The organism is Kitasatospora sp. NPDC048365 (genome assembly GCF_043200835.1).
Taxonomy (GTDB): domain Bacteria; phylum Actinomycetota; class Actinomycetes; order Streptomycetales; family Streptomycetaceae; genus Kitasatospora; species Kitasatospora terrestris.
The window spans coordinates 32,572-48,333 of record NZ_JBICYJ010000034.1; the positions used below are offsets into that span (position 1 = coordinate 32,572).

A 15,762-nucleotide genomic window follows, 5' to 3' on the forward strand; every position below is an offset into this window, starting at 1 on the left:
CGGTCATGGGGGCCGGGTCAGGCGGGGAGGCCGACGGCGCGTTCGCCGCTGCGGCGCTGCTGGACGACGACGGCGAGGACCAGCAGGGTGCCCTGGGCGACGTTCTGCCAGAAGGAGTTGATGCCCTGGACGGTGAGGCCGTTCTCCAGGGCGCCGAGCAGGGCGACGGCGAGCAGGGTGCCCCCGATGCCGCCCTTGCCGCCCTTGAGGGCGCAGCCGCCGAGGGCGGCGGCGGTGATGGCCTTGAGTTCGAGGCCTTCGCTGCCGGAGGTGGGTTGGCCGGAGCCGGTGCGGGCGGTGAGCAGGATGCCGGCGACGGCGGAGACGATGCCGATGAGGCCGTAGACGGCGACCAGGTACTTGTTGATGTTGATGCCGGCGAGGCGGGCGGCGGTGTCGTTGCCGCCGATGGCGTAGAGGTTGCGGCCGAGGTCGGTGTACTTGAGCAGGACGTGGACGGCGAGCGCCACCACGATCAGGATCCACACCATGACCGGCAGCCCGGCGACGGCGCCGCGGCCGAGGAAGACGAAGACGGGGTCGTTGAGAACGTAGCCCTGGGCGCGCCCGTCGGAGAGCAGCTGGGCGAGGCCCTTGTACGCGGCGAGGCCGGCCAGGGTGGCGATGGTGGGGTTGACCCGGCCGTAGACGATGACGGCGCCGTTGAGCAGGCCGATCAGCAGTCCGACGGCGACGGCGGCGGCCATCCCGGCGAAGGCGTTGGAGCCCGCGCCGGTGAAGGCCATCGCCGAGACGACGGAGGCCACGCCGGCCTGGGAGCCGACGGAGATGTCGAGGCCGCCGCAGATGATGACGACGGTCTGGACGACGGCGAGCAGGCCGGTGATGGTGGCGGCCTCGGCGATGACCTGGAGGTTGGTCAGGCTGAGGTAGTTCTCGTTGAGGACACCGAAGACGGTCAGCACCAGGACGAGGGCGCCGGTGAGGCTGAGGTTCTGCCCGTTGATCCGGGAGGCGAGGGCGGGCCGGGTGCGCGGCGCGGTCGCGGGGGTGGCGGTGGTGGTCATCGGGTGGCTCCTGTGGTGGTGGCGGCGAGGTCGTCGGCCATGGCGAGGGCGAGGATCGCCTCTTCGGTGGCGTCGCGGCGGTCGAGTTCGCCGGTGACGCGGCCGTTCTGCATCACCACGACGCGGTCGGCGAGGCCGAGGACCTCGGGCAGTTCGGAGGAGATGACCAGCAGGGCGACGCCCTGTTCGGCGAGGTCGGCGATGATCCGGTAGATCTCGGCCTTGGCGCCGATGTCGATGCCGCGGGTCGGCTCGTCCAGGATCAGCAGCTTGGGCCTGCGGGCGAGCCAGCGGGCGAGGACCACCTTCTGCTGGTTGCCGCCGGAGAGCTTGCCGACCTCGTGCTCGATCGACGGGGTGCGCACCCGCAGCCGGTCGGCGTACTCCTGGGCGAGCTGCTTCTCCGCGCCGCGGCGGACGAAGCGCAGGCGGCGCAGGCGTTCCAGCACGGCGACGGAGGTGTTGTCGCGGATCGAGCGCTGCAGGAACAGCGCCTGGGCCTTGCGCTCCTCGGGGGCGAGGCCGAGGCCGGCGCGGATGACGGCGCCGGGCCGGCCGAAGGGCAGCGGACGGCCGTCCAGGGTGGCGGTGCCGGAGCGGACGGGCAGGTCGCCGGCCAGGGCGAGGGCGAGTTCGGAGCGTCCGGCACCGATCAGCCCGGCCAGGCCGACCACCTCACCGGCGTGCACCGTGAGGTCGATGTCGCGGACGTGGTCGGTGGTGAGCCCGCGGACGGCCAGCACCGGGCGGTCGGTGGCGACGCGCCGACGGGTGAAGACCGCGGACAGGTCGCGGCCGACCATCAGCCGGACCAGGTCCGCCTCGCCGGTGGTCGAGGCGCTCTGGACGCCGGCGAGTTCACCGTCGCGCAGCACGGCGATCCGGTCGGCGAGGCGGAAGATCTCCTGCATCCGGTGCGAGACGTAGATGACGGCGACGCCCTGGGCGCGGAGCCGGCCGATCAGGGCGAACAGCGCGTCCACCTCGTGCTCGGAGAGCGAGGAGGTCGGCTCGTCGAAGGCGATGACCTTCGCCTCGCCGGTCAGGGCGCGCAGGATCTCCACCAACTGCCGCTGGGCGGGCGTGAGCTCGGAGCCCAGCAGGTCGGGGTCGAGGACTCCGGTGAAGCCGAGCCGCTCCAGGTCGGCGGTGATCCGGCGGCGCAGTTCGGCGCGGTCCAGGCGGCGGCCGGCCCGGCGGGGGAGGGCGCCGGCGTAGACGTTCTCGGCGACCGAGACGTGCGGGACGATCTCGGGTTCCTGCGGGATGATCCGCACCCCGGCCGCCCGGGCGTCCGCGGGCGAGGCGAACTCGACGCGGCGGCCGTCCAGTTCGAGGTGGCCGTCGGTGGGGCGGTGGTCGCCGGTGAGGATCTTCAGCAGGGTGGACTTGCCGGCGCCGTTCTCGCCCATCAGCGCGGTGACCTGCCCGCCGGGGAAGTCCAGGGTCACCCCGCCGAGCGCCCGGACGGCGCCGAAGGTCTTGGTCACCGCCACCACCCGGGCGGCGGCGGGCACCCCGGGCGGTGGGGAGGGGGTCTGCGTACTGGTCAAGGGGGATCACCTCGGAGCGGCGGAGGGTCTGGTCGGGCGGGGTGGTGCCGCCCCGCCCGGACGCGGGGGCGGTGGTCCGGGCGGGGCGGCGGCTGGGCCGGCCCCGGCTGGGGCGGCGGGGCCGGCGGTCGGTGCGCCGGTGGCGGTGGGCCGGGGGCTCAGCCGCAGTTGACGCCGGCGTCCTTCCAGGTGGCGGCGTCGACCATCCGGGTGGGGGCGAAGGCCTCGGCGGGGAAGTCCTTGCCGTTCTTCAGGCGGTCGACCATGGTCTGGACGGCGAGCGCGCCGACGTCCTTGCCGTTGATGAACAGCGCGGCCTTCATCCCGGACGGCTTGCCGCCGTTCCAGTCCTTGCAGGCGAGGTACGCGCCGAGGCCGACGCCGATCACGTCCTCGGCCTTGAAGCCGGCGTTGGCCAGTGCGGTGACGCCGCCCTGGACGTTCTCGTCGTTGCAGCCCCAGACCACCCAGTGCTTGACGGCCGGGTTGGCGGTGACGGTGGCGGCGATCCTGTCCTGGGCGCCGGTGGGGGTGTTGTCGGTGGCGACGTCGATGTTCTGCACGCCGCCCACGGTGGCGCCGAAGGCGTCCTTCGCGGCCTTGACCCGGTCGCCGCAGACGGTGACGTCCTGCTTCCAGGCGGAGATCGTGCGGGTCTCGGCCGGGTTCCAGCCCGCCTTCTTGAACTCCTCGGCGGCGCGCTTGCCGACCTCGCCGCCCATCTGCTGCCCGGAGAAGCCGATCCGGGGCACCAGGTTCTCCTTCGCGCAGGCGGACGGGTCCGGGCCGTTGGCGCAGATCTGGTCGTCGGAGGTGAGCAGGGCGACCTTGGCGTCCCTGGCTGCCTGGGCGACCTGCGGGCCGACGGCCGGGTCCGGCACGACGATGATCAGGCCGTTGGACTTCTGCGCGATCGCGGACTGCACCTCGCTGACCGTCTTGTTGGCGTCGTTGCCGAGGTTGACCACCTTGAGGTCCACCCCCAGCTCGGCGGCCTTGGCCTTCGCGCCGGCCGCCTCACCGACGAAGTACTCCTGGTCGCCCTGCTTCTGCAGGTAGGTGATCGAGATCCTGCCGGTGACCGGTGCGACCTGGTCGGCACCGGAGCCGGAACCGGACTGCCGGCCGGTCGAGCAGGCGGCGGTCGCACCGAGGGCGAGCAGCAGACCGGCGGCCGTGACGGCACGGCTGGCGGAGGTACGGGACATGGGGGACTCCTTCACACCGGCACGGCGGGACGTGCCGCCGCGGGCAGGGAGGGACAAGGGGGAGGGGCCACCTGGGCCGGGGGCTGGACCGGAACCGGAAGCCCAACAAGACTCAACATCACTCAACGTGATGCAACAATGAGACGCAATGGCGCAGGTCGGAGTCAAGCCGGTCGCCCCGCCGATACGCGGTCGTAACCTTCGCCGGCGGAGTCGAAAATCCGTCCACGGGCCCGAGTTGCCCGCCTGACCAGCGGAGATGCCTCCGATCCTGCGGTGGATGCCGGTCACGAACTCGCATCGCGGCGCTACGACCGCTTGACGCCCCCGCTCCGCCAGGTCAACACTTCACGCCAACGCCATGTTGGCGCAAACATCCGCCGAAGGGCCTCACCCGTGAGCACGTCGCACACCCCCCTCGCGCCCAGTCCGAAACCGCCGCCCGTCCGGCGCCGCCCGGCCGTCCCGGCCGGATCGACCAGCCGCCTCGGCCACGGGGCGTACGGCTACGCGTTCTTCGCGCCCTTCCTGGCGGTCTTCGTGATCGGCGTGGTCGCACCGCTCGGCTACGCCGCCTACCTGAGCTTCTTCCAGGACCGGCTGATCGGCGGCACGGTGTTCGTCGGACTCGACAACTACCGCCGGGCCCTGGGCGACGAGCTCTTCCGGGCCGGCCTGTGGCGGGTGCTGCTGTTCCTGCTGGTCCAGGTCCCGGTGATGCTCGGCCTGGCCCTGCTCGCCGCCCTCGCCGTGGACAGCGGACGGCTGCGCCGGGCCGGGCTCTTCAGGATCGGCATCTTCGTCCCGTACGCCGTCCCCGCCGTGGTGGCCTCCCTGATGTGGGGCTACCTCTACGGCGACCGCTTCGGCCTGGCCGGGCAGATCGGCGACCTGCTCGGCGTCGACGTGCCCGACCTGCTGAGCTCGAACTGGATGCTCGCCTCCATCGGCAACGTGGTCACCTGGGAGTACGTCGGCTACAACATGCTGATCCTCTACGCCGCGCTGCGCACCGTCCCCGAGGAGCTCTACGAGGCGGCCGAGATGGACGGCGCCGGCGAGTTCCGCAAGGCCTGGTCGATCAAACTCCCGGCCGTGCGGCCCGCGTTGGTGCTGGCCACGGTGTTCTCGATCATCGGCACCTTCCAGCTCTTCAACGAGCCGAACGTGATGCAGACGCTGGCCCCCGGCGTGATCTCCACGAGCTACACGCCCAACATGTACGCCTACAACCTGGCGTTCAACGGACAGCAGTTCAACTACTCGGCCGCGGTCGCGGTGGTCCTCGGCGGCGTGACCGCGGTGGTCGCCTACGCGGTGCAGGTCCGGTCGATGCGCAAGGAGCAGGGCCGATGAGCCGCCGTACCACCCCCGCCCGCCGCCGCCCGAGCAACGCGCTCACCCTGGCCATGGGCCTGATGCTGCTGTACGCACTGCTCCCGCTGGTCTGGCTGTTCATGTCCAGCACCAAGGACACCGCCTCGCTGATGAACAGCTTCGGCCTGTGGTTCGGCGACGGCTTCCACCTGTTCGGCAACATCGCGGACGTCCTGACCTACGACGACGGGATCTACCTGCGCTGGTTCGGCAACACCCTGCTGTACGCGGTGGTCGGCGCCGGCGGCGCGGCGTTCGTCTCCACCGCCGCCGGGTACGGCCTGGCCAAGTACCGCTTCCGCGGCCGCACCGCGCTCTCCGCCCTGGTGCTCGGCGCGATCGCCATCCCCGGCACCGCCCTGGCCGTCCCCACCTACCTGCTGTTCAGCAAGGCCGGGATCGTCGACACCCCGTGGGCCGTCCTGCTGCCCTCGCTGGTCAGCCCGTTCGGCGTCTACCTGATGCGGGTCTACGCCGCCGAGGCCGTGCCCGACACGGTGCTGGAGGCCGCCAGGATCGACGGCTCCGGCGAGCTGCGGACCTTCTTCACCATCTCGCTGCGGATGCTGGCACCCGGGTTCGTCACCGTGCTGCTGTTCGCCCTGGTCGCCACCTGGAACAACTACTTCCTGCCGCTGATCGTGCTGAGCGACCCGCAGTGGTTCCCGCTCACCGTCGGCCTCAACCAGTGGAACGCCCTGGCCACCGGCGCGGCCGGCAGCGGCGTCACCACCGTCAACTTCTACCCCCTGGTCGTCACCGGCAGCCTGCTGGCGATCGTCCCGCTGGTGGTCGCCTTCCTCTTCCTCCAGCGTTTCTGGCAGTCCGGCCTGGCCGCGGGCAGCGTCAAGGAATGACCCCGGCCGCCGGCCGTCCGTCCGGCCCAACCCTCCACCACAGCAAGGAAACCGCCATGATCCCTGTCCGCCCCCGCCGCAGACTCCTCGCGCTGGTCCCGGCGGCCGCGCTGGCCCTCGGCCTCACCGCGTGCGGCTCCTCCGGCCCCTCCGCGGCGCCCTCCACCGATCCGGCCGCCGCGCTGGACACCCCCACCACCCTGACCTTCTGGACCTGGGCACCCGGCCTCGACAAGACCGTCGCGCTGTTCGAGCAGAAGTACCCCAAGATCAAGGTCAACATCGTCAACGCCGGCCAGTCCGCGACCGAGTACACCAAGCTGCAGACCGCCATCAAGGCCGGCACCGGCGGCCCCGACGTCGCCCAGATCGAGTACTTCGCGCTGCCCGAGTTCGCCCTCTCCAAGCGGCTGGTCAACCTGAAGGACTTCGGCGCCGCCGCGCTGGAGCCGAAGTTCACCGCCTCCGCCTGGTCGCAGGTCGCCGTCGCCGACGGCGTCTGGGCCGTCCCGCAGGACACCGGCCCGATGGCGATGTTCTACAACAAGAAGCTCTTCGACGAGCTGAAGCTCGAACCCCCGAAGACCTGGGCCGAGTTCGAGCAGGTCGCGGTCAAGATCAAGGAGTCCGACCCGAAGCGCTTCATCACCTCCATCGACCCCGGCGACGCCGGCGGCCTGGACAGCCTGATGTGGCAGGCCGGCAGCCGCCCCTTCCAGCAGAAGGACGCCACCACCGTCGCCGTGAACCTGCAGGACGCCGGCGCGAAGAAGACCGCCGACCTGTGGACCTCCCTGCTCTCCCGCAAGCTCGTCGACCCCGCCCCCGGCTGGACCAACGAGTGGTGGCAGGGCATGGGCAGCGGCCAGTACGCGATGTGGCTGACCGGCGCCTGGGCGCCCGGCAACATCGCCTCCACCATCCCCGACACCGCCAAGGACTGGCGCGCCGCCCCGATGCCGCAGTGGACCGCCGGCGACAACGTCTCCGCGGAGAACGGCGGTTCGGCCGTCGCCGTGCCGTCCACCAGCAAGAACAAGGCCGCCGCCGCCGCGTTCGCGATCTGGCTCAACTCCGACCCGCAGGCCGTCCGCTCGCTCAACGAGAACGGCCTCTTCCCCGCCACCACCGAGCTGCTCAAGGACCCGGCCTTCCTCGACAAGCCGCTCACCTCGCTCGGCGGCCAGCCCGCCAACCAGGTCTTCGCCGCCTCCTCGGCCGCCGTCGGCAAGGGCTGGCAGTACCTGCCCTACCAGGTCTACGCCAACTCCGTCTTCAAGGACACCGTCGGCCAGGCCCTCGGCGCCGGCACCGACGTCAACGCCGGCCTGACCGCCTGGCAGAAGCGCATCACCGACTACGGCACCCAGCAGGGCTTCAAGGTCACCACCCCGTGACCCGCAGGCCGGCGCCCGCTCCCACCGGGCGGGCGCCGGCCCCGCCTCCCACACCCCCCCAGGAGCAGCACCACCATGCCCGTACTCGCGATCGACGGCGACGACTTCACCCTCGACGGCGAACCCTTCCGGATCATCTCCGGGGGCCTGCACTACTTCCGCGTCCACCCCGACCAGTGGGCCGACCGGCTGCGCAAGGCCCGGCTGATGGGACTCAACACGGTCGAGACGTACGTGCCGTGGAACCTCCACCAGCCCAGGCCCGACGTCTTCCGGCTCGACGCCGGGCTCGACCTGCCCGCCTTCCTCGACCTCGCCGCCGCCGAGGGCCTGCACGTCCTGCTCCGCCCCGGCCCGTACATCTGCGCCGAATGGGAGGGCGGCGGCCTGCCGTCCTGGCTGCTCACCGACCCCGACATCCGGCTGCGCAGCCAGCACCCCGCCTACCTCAGCGCCGTCGAGGGCTACTTCGAGCAGCTCCTGCCGCCGCTGCTCGACCGCCTCGCCACCCGCGGCGGACCGGTGATCGCCGTCCAGGTGGAGAACGAGTTCGGCGCGTACAGCGACGAGTGGGCGCACCTCCACCACCTCGCCGAGCTGCTGCGCCGCCACGGCGTCGACGTCCCGCTGTTCACCTGCGACCAGCCCGCCGACCTGGCCCGCGGCAGCCTGCCCGGCGTCCTCGCCACCGCCAACTTCGGCAGCCGCGCCCGCCAGGGCCTCGCCACCCTGCGCGCGCACCAGCCGGACGGGCCACTGATGTGCACCGAGTTCTGGATCGGCTGGTTCGACCGCTGGGGCGGCCACCACGTCGTCCGCGAACCGGCAGCGGCCGCACAGGAGTTGGACGAGCTGCTGGCCACCGGCGCCTCGGTCAACCTGTACATGTTCCACGGCGGCACCAGCTACGGCTTCACCAACGGCGCCAACGACAAGCACACCTACCGGCCCACCGTCGGCTCCTACGACTACGACGCCCCGCTCGACGAGGCCGGCGACCCGACGGCCAAGTACCACGCCTTCCGCGAGGTGATCGCCAAGTACGCGCCCGTGCCGGAGGAGCCGGTGCCGCAGCCGTCGCCGAAGCTCGGCGGCATCACGGTGCCGCTGATCGAGAGCGCGCCGCTGTTCGGCAACCTGCCGGTGCTCGGCACCCCCGTGCCCTCCGAACGGCCGCTCGCCATGGAGCAGTTGCAGCAGGACTTCGGGTACGTGCTGTACAAGGCGATCCTGCCCGGCGCCGGACCGGCGGTGCTCGAACTCGAGGACGTCCGCGACCGGGCCCAGGTCTTCGTCGACGGACAGCCGGTCGGCGTCCTCGAACGCGAACGGCACGAGCGGGCCCTCGCGTTCACCGTGCCGCGGGCCGGCAGCGTGCTGCGCGTCCTGGTCGAGAACCAGGGCCGGGTCAACTACGGGCAGGGACTGCACGACCGCAAGGGCCTGCTCGGCCGGGTACTGGTCAACGGCGTCGAGCTGACCGGGTGGACCAACCTGCCGCTCACCCTGCGCACCCTCGACGAGATCGGCTTCGGCGCGGGCGAGGGGCCGGTCGTCGGCCCCGCCTTCCACCGCGGCACCTTCGAGGTCGCCGAGCCCGCCGACACCTTCGTCCACCTGCCCGGCTGGACCAAGGGCAACGTCTGGGTCAACGGCTTCCACCTCGGCCGCCACTGGTCGCGCGGCCCGCAGCGCTCGCTCCACCTCCCCGGCCCCGTCCTGCGCCCGGGGCCGAACGAGATCACCGTCCTGGAACTCCACGCCACCGGCCCCGCCCGCACCGTCGAACTCCGCGACCGCCCCGACCTCGGCCCGACCGAGGAGTAGCCGAACCGGCCGCGCTCCTCCGTGCGAGGGGCGCGGCCGTCAGCGGGTCAGACCTTGTAGTACAGGTCGAACTGGCGGGTGCTGCCCGCATTGTTGGTGATGCCGAAGCACAGCCGGGGCGCGCCGCCGCCGGTGTAGATCGCCATGCCTTCCGGCTCGCGGGGGTCGGCGGCGGCGTCGGCCTCGGAGTGGGTGGACTTGATGTAGCCGGTCGCGGGCAGGTTGCCCGTGCCGTTCAGGTCGAAGGAGGTGGTGTGGATCGCGTACTTGTCGACGCCGGTGAGCGTCGCCGAGGGGGTGGTGACGCGCGGGTCGCCGTCGAGAATGTAGACGTACTGGCCGTACGAGGTGAACCCCTGGAACGTCGCCGGGGTGTTCGGGTCGGGGGTGCCGTCCGCCTTGTACTTGTACAGCGGCGGCTGCTGGATCCGGGCCAGCGGCGCTGGCAGGGTGTCGGCGCCGGCGGTCGCCACGGTGGCGGCCAGGTCGTAGGCCGCGAACCAGTGCGCCGAGCCCAGCGCGTAGCGGATCACCAGGAGGTTGTGGTCTACGTCCACGGACGGCGTCATCGAGGTCGCCGCCGGGTCCGGGGAGCCGAAGCGCCGGACGGCCGGGTGGCTGGTCCACAGCACGCCCTGGTCGGTGAACGGGAAGCGGACGACCTCCTGGCCGTAGCCGCTCTTTCCCGCCCCGGCCTCGGTCCAGACCTGCGCCGGGGCGCTGCCGTTCGCCGGCTCGATGCCGAGCGAGACGCCGTGGCCGAAACCCAGCAGGTACATGAAGCCGGTGACCGCGCCGGTGGTCAGGTCGTGCCGGGTCAGGCACAGGTCGCCGGACTCGGCATGGTCGTCGCCGCCGATCGCCTGGGTGACCGCGACCTGGCTCCCCGACCGGAGGTAGGCGACCTGGCTCAGGCCCGCGATCTGCAGCGTGTAGAGGTGCTTGTTGACCGAGTCGAAGGCGATGCCCTGCAGGGTGGTGGAGGAGTCCTGGTTGCCGACGCCGGCCAGCCAGCGGGTCGAGCCGTTCGAGACGTCGATCAGGGCCGTTCCGGTCGGGACGTTCGCCGGGTTGGAGCCGGCCGCCTCGGCGACGGTGCCGGCGCCGGGCAGCGCGAGGGCGGCGACGGTGCCGGCGGCGAGGCCGGTGCCGCCGCGTATCAGGTTCCGGCGGGTCAGGTTCGATGTCATGATCGCGACTTTACCGGCCGGACGTGCACCGACCACTCACAGGTGCAGCTCCGGCGGGAAGCCGGTCCACCGCAGGTCGTCGGGCAGGTGGCCCAGGTCGTTGAGGAGCGCGACCGTCGTCGGGCGGCCCGGTGCGTAGCGCAGCACGGTCAGTGCGGCGTTGGCGTGGTTGAGGCCGAGCCAGCGCCACGGCGGTGCGTCCAGGGCGTGCCGCACCAGCCAGCCGATCAGGAAGTTGTGCGTCACCACCAGCTCGTGACGGTCCGTGCCGCCCGGTGCCGGGCCGGTGAAGCGGGCGACGGCCTCGCGGGCCAGCTCCGGCCCGCGCTCGCGCTCCTCGTCCGTGGCGGAGGAGAGGAAGCGCAGCAGGTGGTCGGCGCAGTCCGGCGGCAGCTCGTCCCGTGCCGGGACGTACGGCACGTAGTCGCCGGCGCACTCCTCGGCCCGGACCTCGACGCCGGTGAGTTGCCCGGCGATCAGTTCGGCGGTCTGTGTCGCGCGGGGGAGCGGCCCGTGGTGCAGCACCCGGATCGGACGGCCCGCCAGCCGGCGGCCCAGCAGCTCGGCCTGGCGCCGGCCGCGCTCCGACAGGCCGCTCTCGTCCGGCAGTGCCTCGCCGTGGCGGACCAGGTACAGGTGACGGGTGGCGCTCGCGGCGGTGTTCACGGTCATGGCAGTGGTCCTCCGGGCGGCTCGGGTTCGGGTATGTCCTGGCTGGACGCCGGGAGGTCGACCTCGCCCCCGCCTCCGCGAGACCCTCGCCGACCTGCCGGGGCTGGGCCGCCTCGCCCGCTGACGGCGCGTTCAGTCCGGGCGGTTGGTGACGGTACGGCCGTGGTGGGCGAGCAGCGCCCGGTGGACGCTCGCCAGGGTGCCCAGGTGCTCGGTGAGGGTGTGCAGGGCGGCCGCGACCAGCTCGGGGTTGCCGGGGTCCAGGCGCAGGTCGACCAGGTCGGTGGCCACGTCGAGTGCCGCCTCCGCGCCGACCGCGTGGGCCTCCAGCTCGACGTCCTCCTCGCGCGGGTCCGTCCACGGGACGCGGCCGGGGGTCCGGTCGGCGGCGGGTCCGGCGTTCTCGTCGGTGTGGATCAGGCGGGTGAAGCGGCTCCTGGTGAACGTCATCTCCACCCGCGCCGCACGCCAGTTGTCCTCCGGCAGCGGCCAGCCGTGCGGCATCACCGCACCCGCCCGGCGGGCCGAGCCCGCCGCGTCCGGCCCCGTGCAGTTGACCAGGTTGTAGGTCGAGCTGGTCATCGCGCGCTGCAGGTGCGCGGAGAGCGCGGCCAGCCGCCTGCCCTCGTCGCGGTGCTCGATCTCGGCGGGCACCGCCAACCCCAGCGCGGCGTGCGCCGCCCGCAGCTGGGCCTCGTCCGGCAGGAAGTCCTCGTACACGCGGTCAAGCATGCCGCACGACCGGCCGGGAGCCGCGGCGGGACACCGCCGGCGGCACCGGGTGCGGCCGTCCGCTCCCGCCGGTGGTGCGGGCGGGGATAGGTTGGCCGCATGCGTCTGACCAAGTACGGCCACGCCTGCGTCCGCATCCAGGACGGCGACCGGGTGCTCGTCATCGACCCCGGCGTCTTCTCCGGCGCCGAGGCCCTGGCCGGTGCCACCGCCGTCCTGATCACCCACGAGCACGCCGACCACGTCGACCTCGACCTGCTCGCCGCCGCCCGGGAGCTCGACCCCGCGCTCACCGTCCACACCCACCCCGACCTCGCCGCCGCCCTCGGCGACGGCGCCACGGGCGTCGCGCCCGGCGAGAGCTTCACCGCCGCCGGGTTCGGCGTCACCGCGGTCGGCGGCCGGCACGCCGAGATCATCGACGGCCTGCCGGGCTGCCCGAACATCGGCTTCGTCGTCGACGGCGTCTACCACCCCGGCGACTCGCTGTTCGTCCCCGAGCAGCCGGTCGACACCCTCCTGGTACCGGCCTCCGGGCCCTGGCTGAAGCTCGCCGAGGCCATCGGCCTCGTCCGTGCGCTGCGTCCGGCCCGGACGTTCCCGATCCACGACGTCAACCTCAGCGAGACCGGCATGGCCAACTTCGACGGCTGGCTGGAGGCGGAGAAGGGGACCGCCTACGCCCGCATCCCGCTCGGCGAGTCGGTGGACCTGTAGGAGCCGGCCGCCCCGAGCTGCGCGGGGCGAATAGTCGGATGACCGTGGCCGGAGGGTCTGTTAGAACGTTCGGCATGCCTTCTCAGCGCACTCTGCTGCCACGTTCGGCGCCGGCGGACACCGGGATGTCGTCCCGGGCGATCGCCGCCTGGCTGGACCGTCTCGAAGAGCGGTCCGGCGAGTGCCACTCGATCATGGTCGTGCACCGGGGGCAGGTCGTCGCCGAAGGCTGGTGGTCCCCGTACTCCGCACAACGGCCGCACCTGCTCTACTCGTTGACCAAGTCGTTCACCTCGGTCGCGGTGGGCCTGGCGATCGCCGACGGGCTGCTCGCGCTGGACGACCGGGTGGTGGACGTCCTGCCCGAGCACGTCCCGGTCGACGTCTCGGAGCAGGGCGGCCGCATCACCGTCCACCACCTGCTGTCCATGACGGCCGGGCATCCCGTGGACAGCCTCGCCGCAGCCTGGCACCTGGAACCCGACGACCTGGTGAAGGGCTTCCTGCGCCTGCCGTTCGCCGCCTCCGAGGGAACGCGGCACACCTACGACAACGCGACCACCTTCCTCCTGGCCCGGATGGTGGAACGGGTCACCGGCCGCGGCCTCCCGGAATTCCTGGACGAGCGGCTCTTCGAACCGATGGGCATCGACCACGCCGAATGGGACCGGGTGGGGAGCGGCGCCGCCTTCGGATTCCACGGACTGCACCTCAGGACCGAGGCCGTCGCCGCGTTCGGCGAACTGCTGCTCCGGGGCGGACGCCGGGGCGACCGGCAGCTCGTCCCGCGCGAGTGGGTGGAGCTCGCGACCGGGTGGCAGGTCGACTGCGCGCCGTACAAGGACGACGGCTCGCACGACGCCGACTTCTGCTGCGGCTACGGCTACCAGTTCTGGATGTCGCGTCACGGGTACCACGGCCACGGCGCGTTCGGGCAGCAGTGCGTGGTGGTCCCCTCGCACGACCTCGTGATCGCGGTGACCGGGCAGGGGGAGGCCCAGGAGGTGCTCGACGCCCTGTGGGAGTGCCTGCTGCCGGGCGTCGGCCACCCGGCAGGCCCCGAGGACGACGCGGCCCTCGCCGAGCGGCTGCGGCGGCTGTCCCTGCCGCCGGTAGCGGGCGCACCCGGCCCGGCCCGCCCGGTGGAAGCGCGCCTGGACGCCTCCGCCGAGGGCTCGGCGCTGCCCGACGCAACCACGGTCGTCGTCGAACCCTGCGACGGCGGATGGCTGATCCGGCTGGGTGCCCACCTCGCCGTCGAGGCCGGGCACGGCGCATGGCGGGAGAGCTCCCCGCTGGGCCGGCCGGTCGTCGCGGCCGGGGCGTGGCAGGGCCGGCGGTTCGTCGCCGACCTCTACGTGATCACCACCCCGCACCGGGTCCGCCTGACCGTCGACGCCGACACGGGGACCGCGAGCGCGACGTGGAGCACCGTGCCCCTGACCGGCCCCGACCTGGACCTGCACCTGCGGTCACCGCTCATGACGCGCCCCGACGTCGCATAGGCCCGCTCTTTCGGATCACGGCCTGACGCTCCGGCCCCGGCGCGGGAGACCTGCTGTCACTGGCCGCCCTGGCCGGCGCTCCCCATCGGGCCGATCTTGACCGGGGAGCCGCCGCCCTCGGTGACGGGGAGCGAGCCGGCGCCCGGCCACGGCAGGGTGACCGGCTGGGTCTCGTCCGGCGGGGTCACCACCAGGCCGGTGATGCGGATGCCGGTGCCGCCCGAGGTGTTGGCCGGGTAGCTGATGCCGAAGTACGTCGACTTGCCGTTCGCCACGACGCCCGAGACGACCGGCTCGCCGGAGCGCTTCGCGGAGATCGTGCCCGCGGTGGTCTTCAGGTCGACGCCCGCGTACCCGGCGAGCGTGCAGTCCTTGCCGCTGTGGTTCTTCAGCTCGACGACGACGGTGTTCTCGGCGTCGCCGGTGATGGTGCGGTCCGCGGCGGTGATGGTCAGGTCCGTGGTCCGGCACCGGGCGGCCTTCCCGCCACCGGTGGAGCCGGTCGGCGCGGCGGTGGGCGACGCGCTGCCCTTGCCCGGGGCGCCCGAACCCTGACCGCCGCCGGTGGGGGAGGCCGTGGCGGACCCCGTCGGGGTGGCGACCGGGGCGCCCTGCGCGGTGCCCGGCTCGTCGTCCTCGCAGGCGGTCAGCGAGAGAGCGGCTGCAACGGCCAGGGCGGCGAAGGCGAGCTTGCTGACGCGCATGGTGTGTTCCTCCGGGCGGGGCGGTGGTGTCGGGTGCTCGGTGCGAGCGGGTTTCCGAAGAGCAGGACCGCCGGCCCGGACGAACCGTTCCGCCCGGGCCGGCCCCAGGACAGTGCTGTGACACGACGGCCTGTCACCACCCCCGGAACCTGCCGTCGCGTCAGGCCTCCGACCTGCCCTGACGCCGTCTCACCCGGTCTTCGCGCACCGCCGACGCCGTCACCGGCCGCCGGGACACACCCGTGACCCGGACGACCTTGACCGCGCGTCCGCAGGACCGACCGGTGTCGTCGCCGGGTGGTGCTTCCGGCGGCCGACGGCGGGCCGGAAGGTACGCGTCCGGCGCATGGCAGCTCTGCGAGGTATCCGCGGGTCGCAGTCGCGGCGCCTGCAACGCTGGACCGCATGACCACACCGCACACCACCGCCACCATGACCCTGCGCCACGGCCCCGACACCTTCACCGACCTCTTCCTGCTGGTCCGGACCGGGGACGGCTGGCGCATCGCGAACAAGGCCTACCACCGGCATCCCTGAGCGGCCCGTCCCCCCGGCGCGGCTGCCGGGCTTCACGGTCGCCCCCCGGCGCGGCTGCCGGGCTTCACGGTCGCCCCCCGGCGCGGCCGCCAGGCTTCACGGTCGCCCCGGCGCGGCCGCCGGGCCGGGGGCCGGGTCCGGCGTAAGAATGGGAGCGACCTGCTGTGCCCGCCCCCTCCGGAGGTACCGGTGAGCGATCTCGAGTTCGAGCAGAAGCGCACACTCTCCCGCACCGAGGCAGCCGACCAGCTGGAGGCGCTGGCGGCCGCGATCCGCCGCGGCGGCCAGGCCGAGCTGGACCTCGGACCCGGAAAGCTGACGCTCCGGATCCCCGACGAGCTCCGCACCGAACTCGAGGTCGAGCTGAAGGACGGCGAGATCGAGCTGGAGATCGAGATGTCCTGGCGCACGGGCCAGCCCGGCGACGACGACTGACGCACCGGCCCGAGCAGGAGCCG

The 15,762-nt window shown here is 72.8% G+C and carries 14 protein-coding genes and 1 pseudogene; 8 read left to right on the top strand and 7 right to left on the bottom strand.

Annotated elements, in window-relative coordinates; all coding sequences use genetic code 11:
* Window positions 1–17 precede the first annotated feature (17 nt).
* From ACGFX4_RS29205 to ACGFX4_RS29215, 3 genes are all read right to left on the bottom strand, one after another.
* Window positions 18–1,028: an ABC transporter permease gene (locus ACGFX4_RS29205; protein WP_393080453.1), complete on the bottom strand. Its 1,011-nt coding sequence runs from the start codon at window positions 1,026–1,028 to the stop codon at window positions 18–20.
* On the bottom strand, window positions 1,025–2,545 hold the full coding sequence (locus ACGFX4_RS29210) for a sugar ABC transporter ATP-binding protein (protein ID WP_393080604.1): 1,521 nt from the start codon (window positions 2,543–2,545) through the stop codon (window positions 1,025–1,027). The genes ACGFX4_RS29205 and ACGFX4_RS29210 overlap by 4 nt, the downstream gene beginning before the upstream one ends.
* A gap of 194 nt (window positions 2,546–2,739) precedes the next feature.
* Window positions 2,740–3,789 (bottom strand): substrate-binding domain-containing protein, encoded by a 1,050-nt coding sequence (locus tag ACGFX4_RS29215; RefSeq protein ID WP_393080455.1) that lies wholly within the window; start codon window positions 3,787–3,789, stop codon window positions 2,740–2,742.
* Window positions 3,790–4,185: 396 nt separating this feature from the next.
* On the opposite strand from ACGFX4_RS29215, the gene ACGFX4_RS29220 reads away from it, so the two are divergent.
* The 4 genes from ACGFX4_RS29220 (at window position 4,186) to ACGFX4_RS29235 (ending at window position 9,247) form a co-directional block, all read left to right on the top strand.
* A complete protein-coding gene (locus tag ACGFX4_RS29220; protein ID WP_393080457.1) occupies window positions 4,186–5,145 on the top strand; it encodes a carbohydrate ABC transporter permease in 960 nt (319 codons plus the stop codon).
* On the top strand, window positions 5,142–6,023 hold the full coding sequence (locus ACGFX4_RS29225; protein ID WP_393080460.1) for a carbohydrate ABC transporter permease: 882 nt from the start codon (window positions 5,142–5,144) through the stop codon (window positions 6,021–6,023). The genes ACGFX4_RS29220 and ACGFX4_RS29225 overlap by 4 nt, the downstream gene beginning before the upstream one ends.
* A gap of 56 nt (window positions 6,024–6,079) precedes the next feature.
* Window positions 6,080–7,420: an ABC transporter substrate-binding protein gene (locus tag ACGFX4_RS29230; protein WP_393080462.1), complete on the top strand. Its 1,341-nt coding sequence runs from the start codon at window positions 6,080–6,082 to the stop codon at window positions 7,418–7,420.
* Between the two features lie 75 nt (window positions 7,421–7,495).
* A complete protein-coding gene (locus ACGFX4_RS29235; RefSeq protein WP_393080465.1) occupies window positions 7,496–9,247 on the top strand; it encodes a glycoside hydrolase family 35 protein in 1,752 nt (583 codons plus the stop codon).
* 47 nt (window positions 9,248–9,294) lie between these two features.
* Here the strand turns inward: ACGFX4_RS29235 and ACGFX4_RS29240 are convergent, their stop codons facing one another.
* The 3 genes from ACGFX4_RS29240 to ACGFX4_RS29250 form a co-directional block, all read right to left on the bottom strand.
* Window positions 9,295–10,437, bottom strand: coding sequence for a hypothetical protein (locus ACGFX4_RS29240; protein ID WP_393080467.1), 1,143 nt, complete (start codon window positions 10,435–10,437; stop codon window positions 9,295–9,297).
* Between the two features lie 36 nt (window positions 10,438–10,473).
* Complete coding sequence (locus ACGFX4_RS29245) at window positions 10,474–11,109, bottom strand: histidine phosphatase family protein (RefSeq protein ID WP_393080469.1); 636 nt, start codon at window positions 11,107–11,109, stop codon at window positions 10,474–10,476.
* Between the two features lie 132 nt (window positions 11,110–11,241).
* Window positions 11,242–11,829, bottom strand: a complete 588-nt coding sequence (locus tag ACGFX4_RS29250) for a hypothetical protein (RefSeq protein ID WP_393080472.1) — start codon at window positions 11,827–11,829, stop codon at window positions 11,242–11,244.
* A 111-nt stretch (window positions 11,830–11,940) separates the two neighbouring features.
* On the opposite strand from ACGFX4_RS29250, the gene ACGFX4_RS29255 reads away from it, so the two are divergent.
* Window positions 11,941–12,558, top strand: a complete 618-nt coding sequence (locus ACGFX4_RS29255; RefSeq protein ID WP_393080475.1) for an MBL fold metallo-hydrolase — start codon at window positions 11,941–11,943, stop codon at window positions 12,556–12,558.
* A gap of 74 nt (window positions 12,559–12,632) precedes the next feature.
* A complete protein-coding gene (locus ACGFX4_RS29260) occupies window positions 12,633–14,063 on the top strand; it encodes a serine hydrolase domain-containing protein (protein WP_393080478.1) in 1,431 nt (476 codons plus the stop codon).
* Between the two features lie 56 nt (window positions 14,064–14,119).
* On the opposite strand, the gene ACGFX4_RS29265 is transcribed toward ACGFX4_RS29260, so the two are convergent.
* Window positions 14,120–14,767 (bottom strand): DUF4232 domain-containing protein, encoded by a 648-nt coding sequence (locus tag ACGFX4_RS29265; RefSeq protein WP_393080481.1) that lies wholly within the window; start codon window positions 14,765–14,767, stop codon window positions 14,120–14,122.
* 423 nt (window positions 14,768–15,190) lie between these two features.
* On the opposite strand from ACGFX4_RS29265, the pseudogene ACGFX4_RS29270 reads away from it, so the two are divergent.
* Together ACGFX4_RS29270 and ACGFX4_RS29275 are read left to right on the top strand one after the other, a co-directional pair.
* Window positions 15,191–15,304, top strand: a pseudogene (locus tag ACGFX4_RS29270) (nuclear transport factor 2 family protein); the annotation flags it as partial.
* Between the two features lie 189 nt (window positions 15,305–15,493).
* Window positions 15,494–15,739, top strand: a complete 246-nt coding sequence (locus tag ACGFX4_RS29275; protein ID WP_393080484.1) for an amphi-Trp domain-containing protein — start codon at window positions 15,494–15,496, stop codon at window positions 15,737–15,739.
* Window positions 15,740–15,762 lie beyond the last annotated feature (23 nt).

What these genes read in the sequence shown, in the direction of transcription:
- ACGFX4_RS29230 (WP_393080462.1), top strand. Translation starts at nt 6,080, where the DNA reads ATGATCCCTGTCCGCCCCCGCCGCAGACTCCTCGCGCTGGTCCCGGCG.
- ACGFX4_RS29235 (WP_393080465.1), top strand. Translation starts at nt 7,496, where the DNA reads ATGCCCGTACTCGCGATCGACGGCGACGACTTCACCCTCGACGGCGAA.
- ACGFX4_RS29205 (WP_393080453.1), bottom strand. Translation starts at nt 1,028, where the DNA reads ATGACCACCACCGCCACCCCCGCGACCGCGCCGCGCACCCGGCCCGCC.
- ACGFX4_RS29265 (WP_393080481.1), bottom strand. Translation starts at nt 14,767, where the DNA reads ATGCGCGTCAGCAAGCTCGCCTTCGCCGCCCTGGCCGTTGCAGCCGCT.
- ACGFX4_RS29240 (WP_393080467.1), bottom strand. Translation starts at nt 10,437, where the DNA reads ATGACATCGAACCTGACCCGCCGGAACCTGATACGCGGCGGCACCGGC.
- ACGFX4_RS29215 (WP_393080455.1), bottom strand. Translation starts at nt 3,789, where the DNA reads ATGTCCCGTACCTCCGCCAGCCGTGCCGTCACGGCCGCCGGTCTGCTG.
- ACGFX4_RS29260 (WP_393080478.1), top strand. Translation starts at nt 12,633, where the DNA reads ATGCCTTCTCAGCGCACTCTGCTGCCACGTTCGGCGCCGGCGGACACC.
- ACGFX4_RS29245 (WP_393080469.1), bottom strand. Translation starts at nt 11,109, where the DNA reads ATGACCGTGAACACCGCCGCGAGCGCCACCCGTCACCTGTACCTGGTC.
- ACGFX4_RS29225 (WP_393080460.1), top strand. Translation starts at nt 5,142, where the DNA reads ATGAGCCGCCGTACCACCCCCGCCCGCCGCCGCCCGAGCAACGCGCTC.
- ACGFX4_RS29255 (WP_393080475.1), top strand. Translation starts at nt 11,941, where the DNA reads ATGCGTCTGACCAAGTACGGCCACGCCTGCGTCCGCATCCAGGACGGC.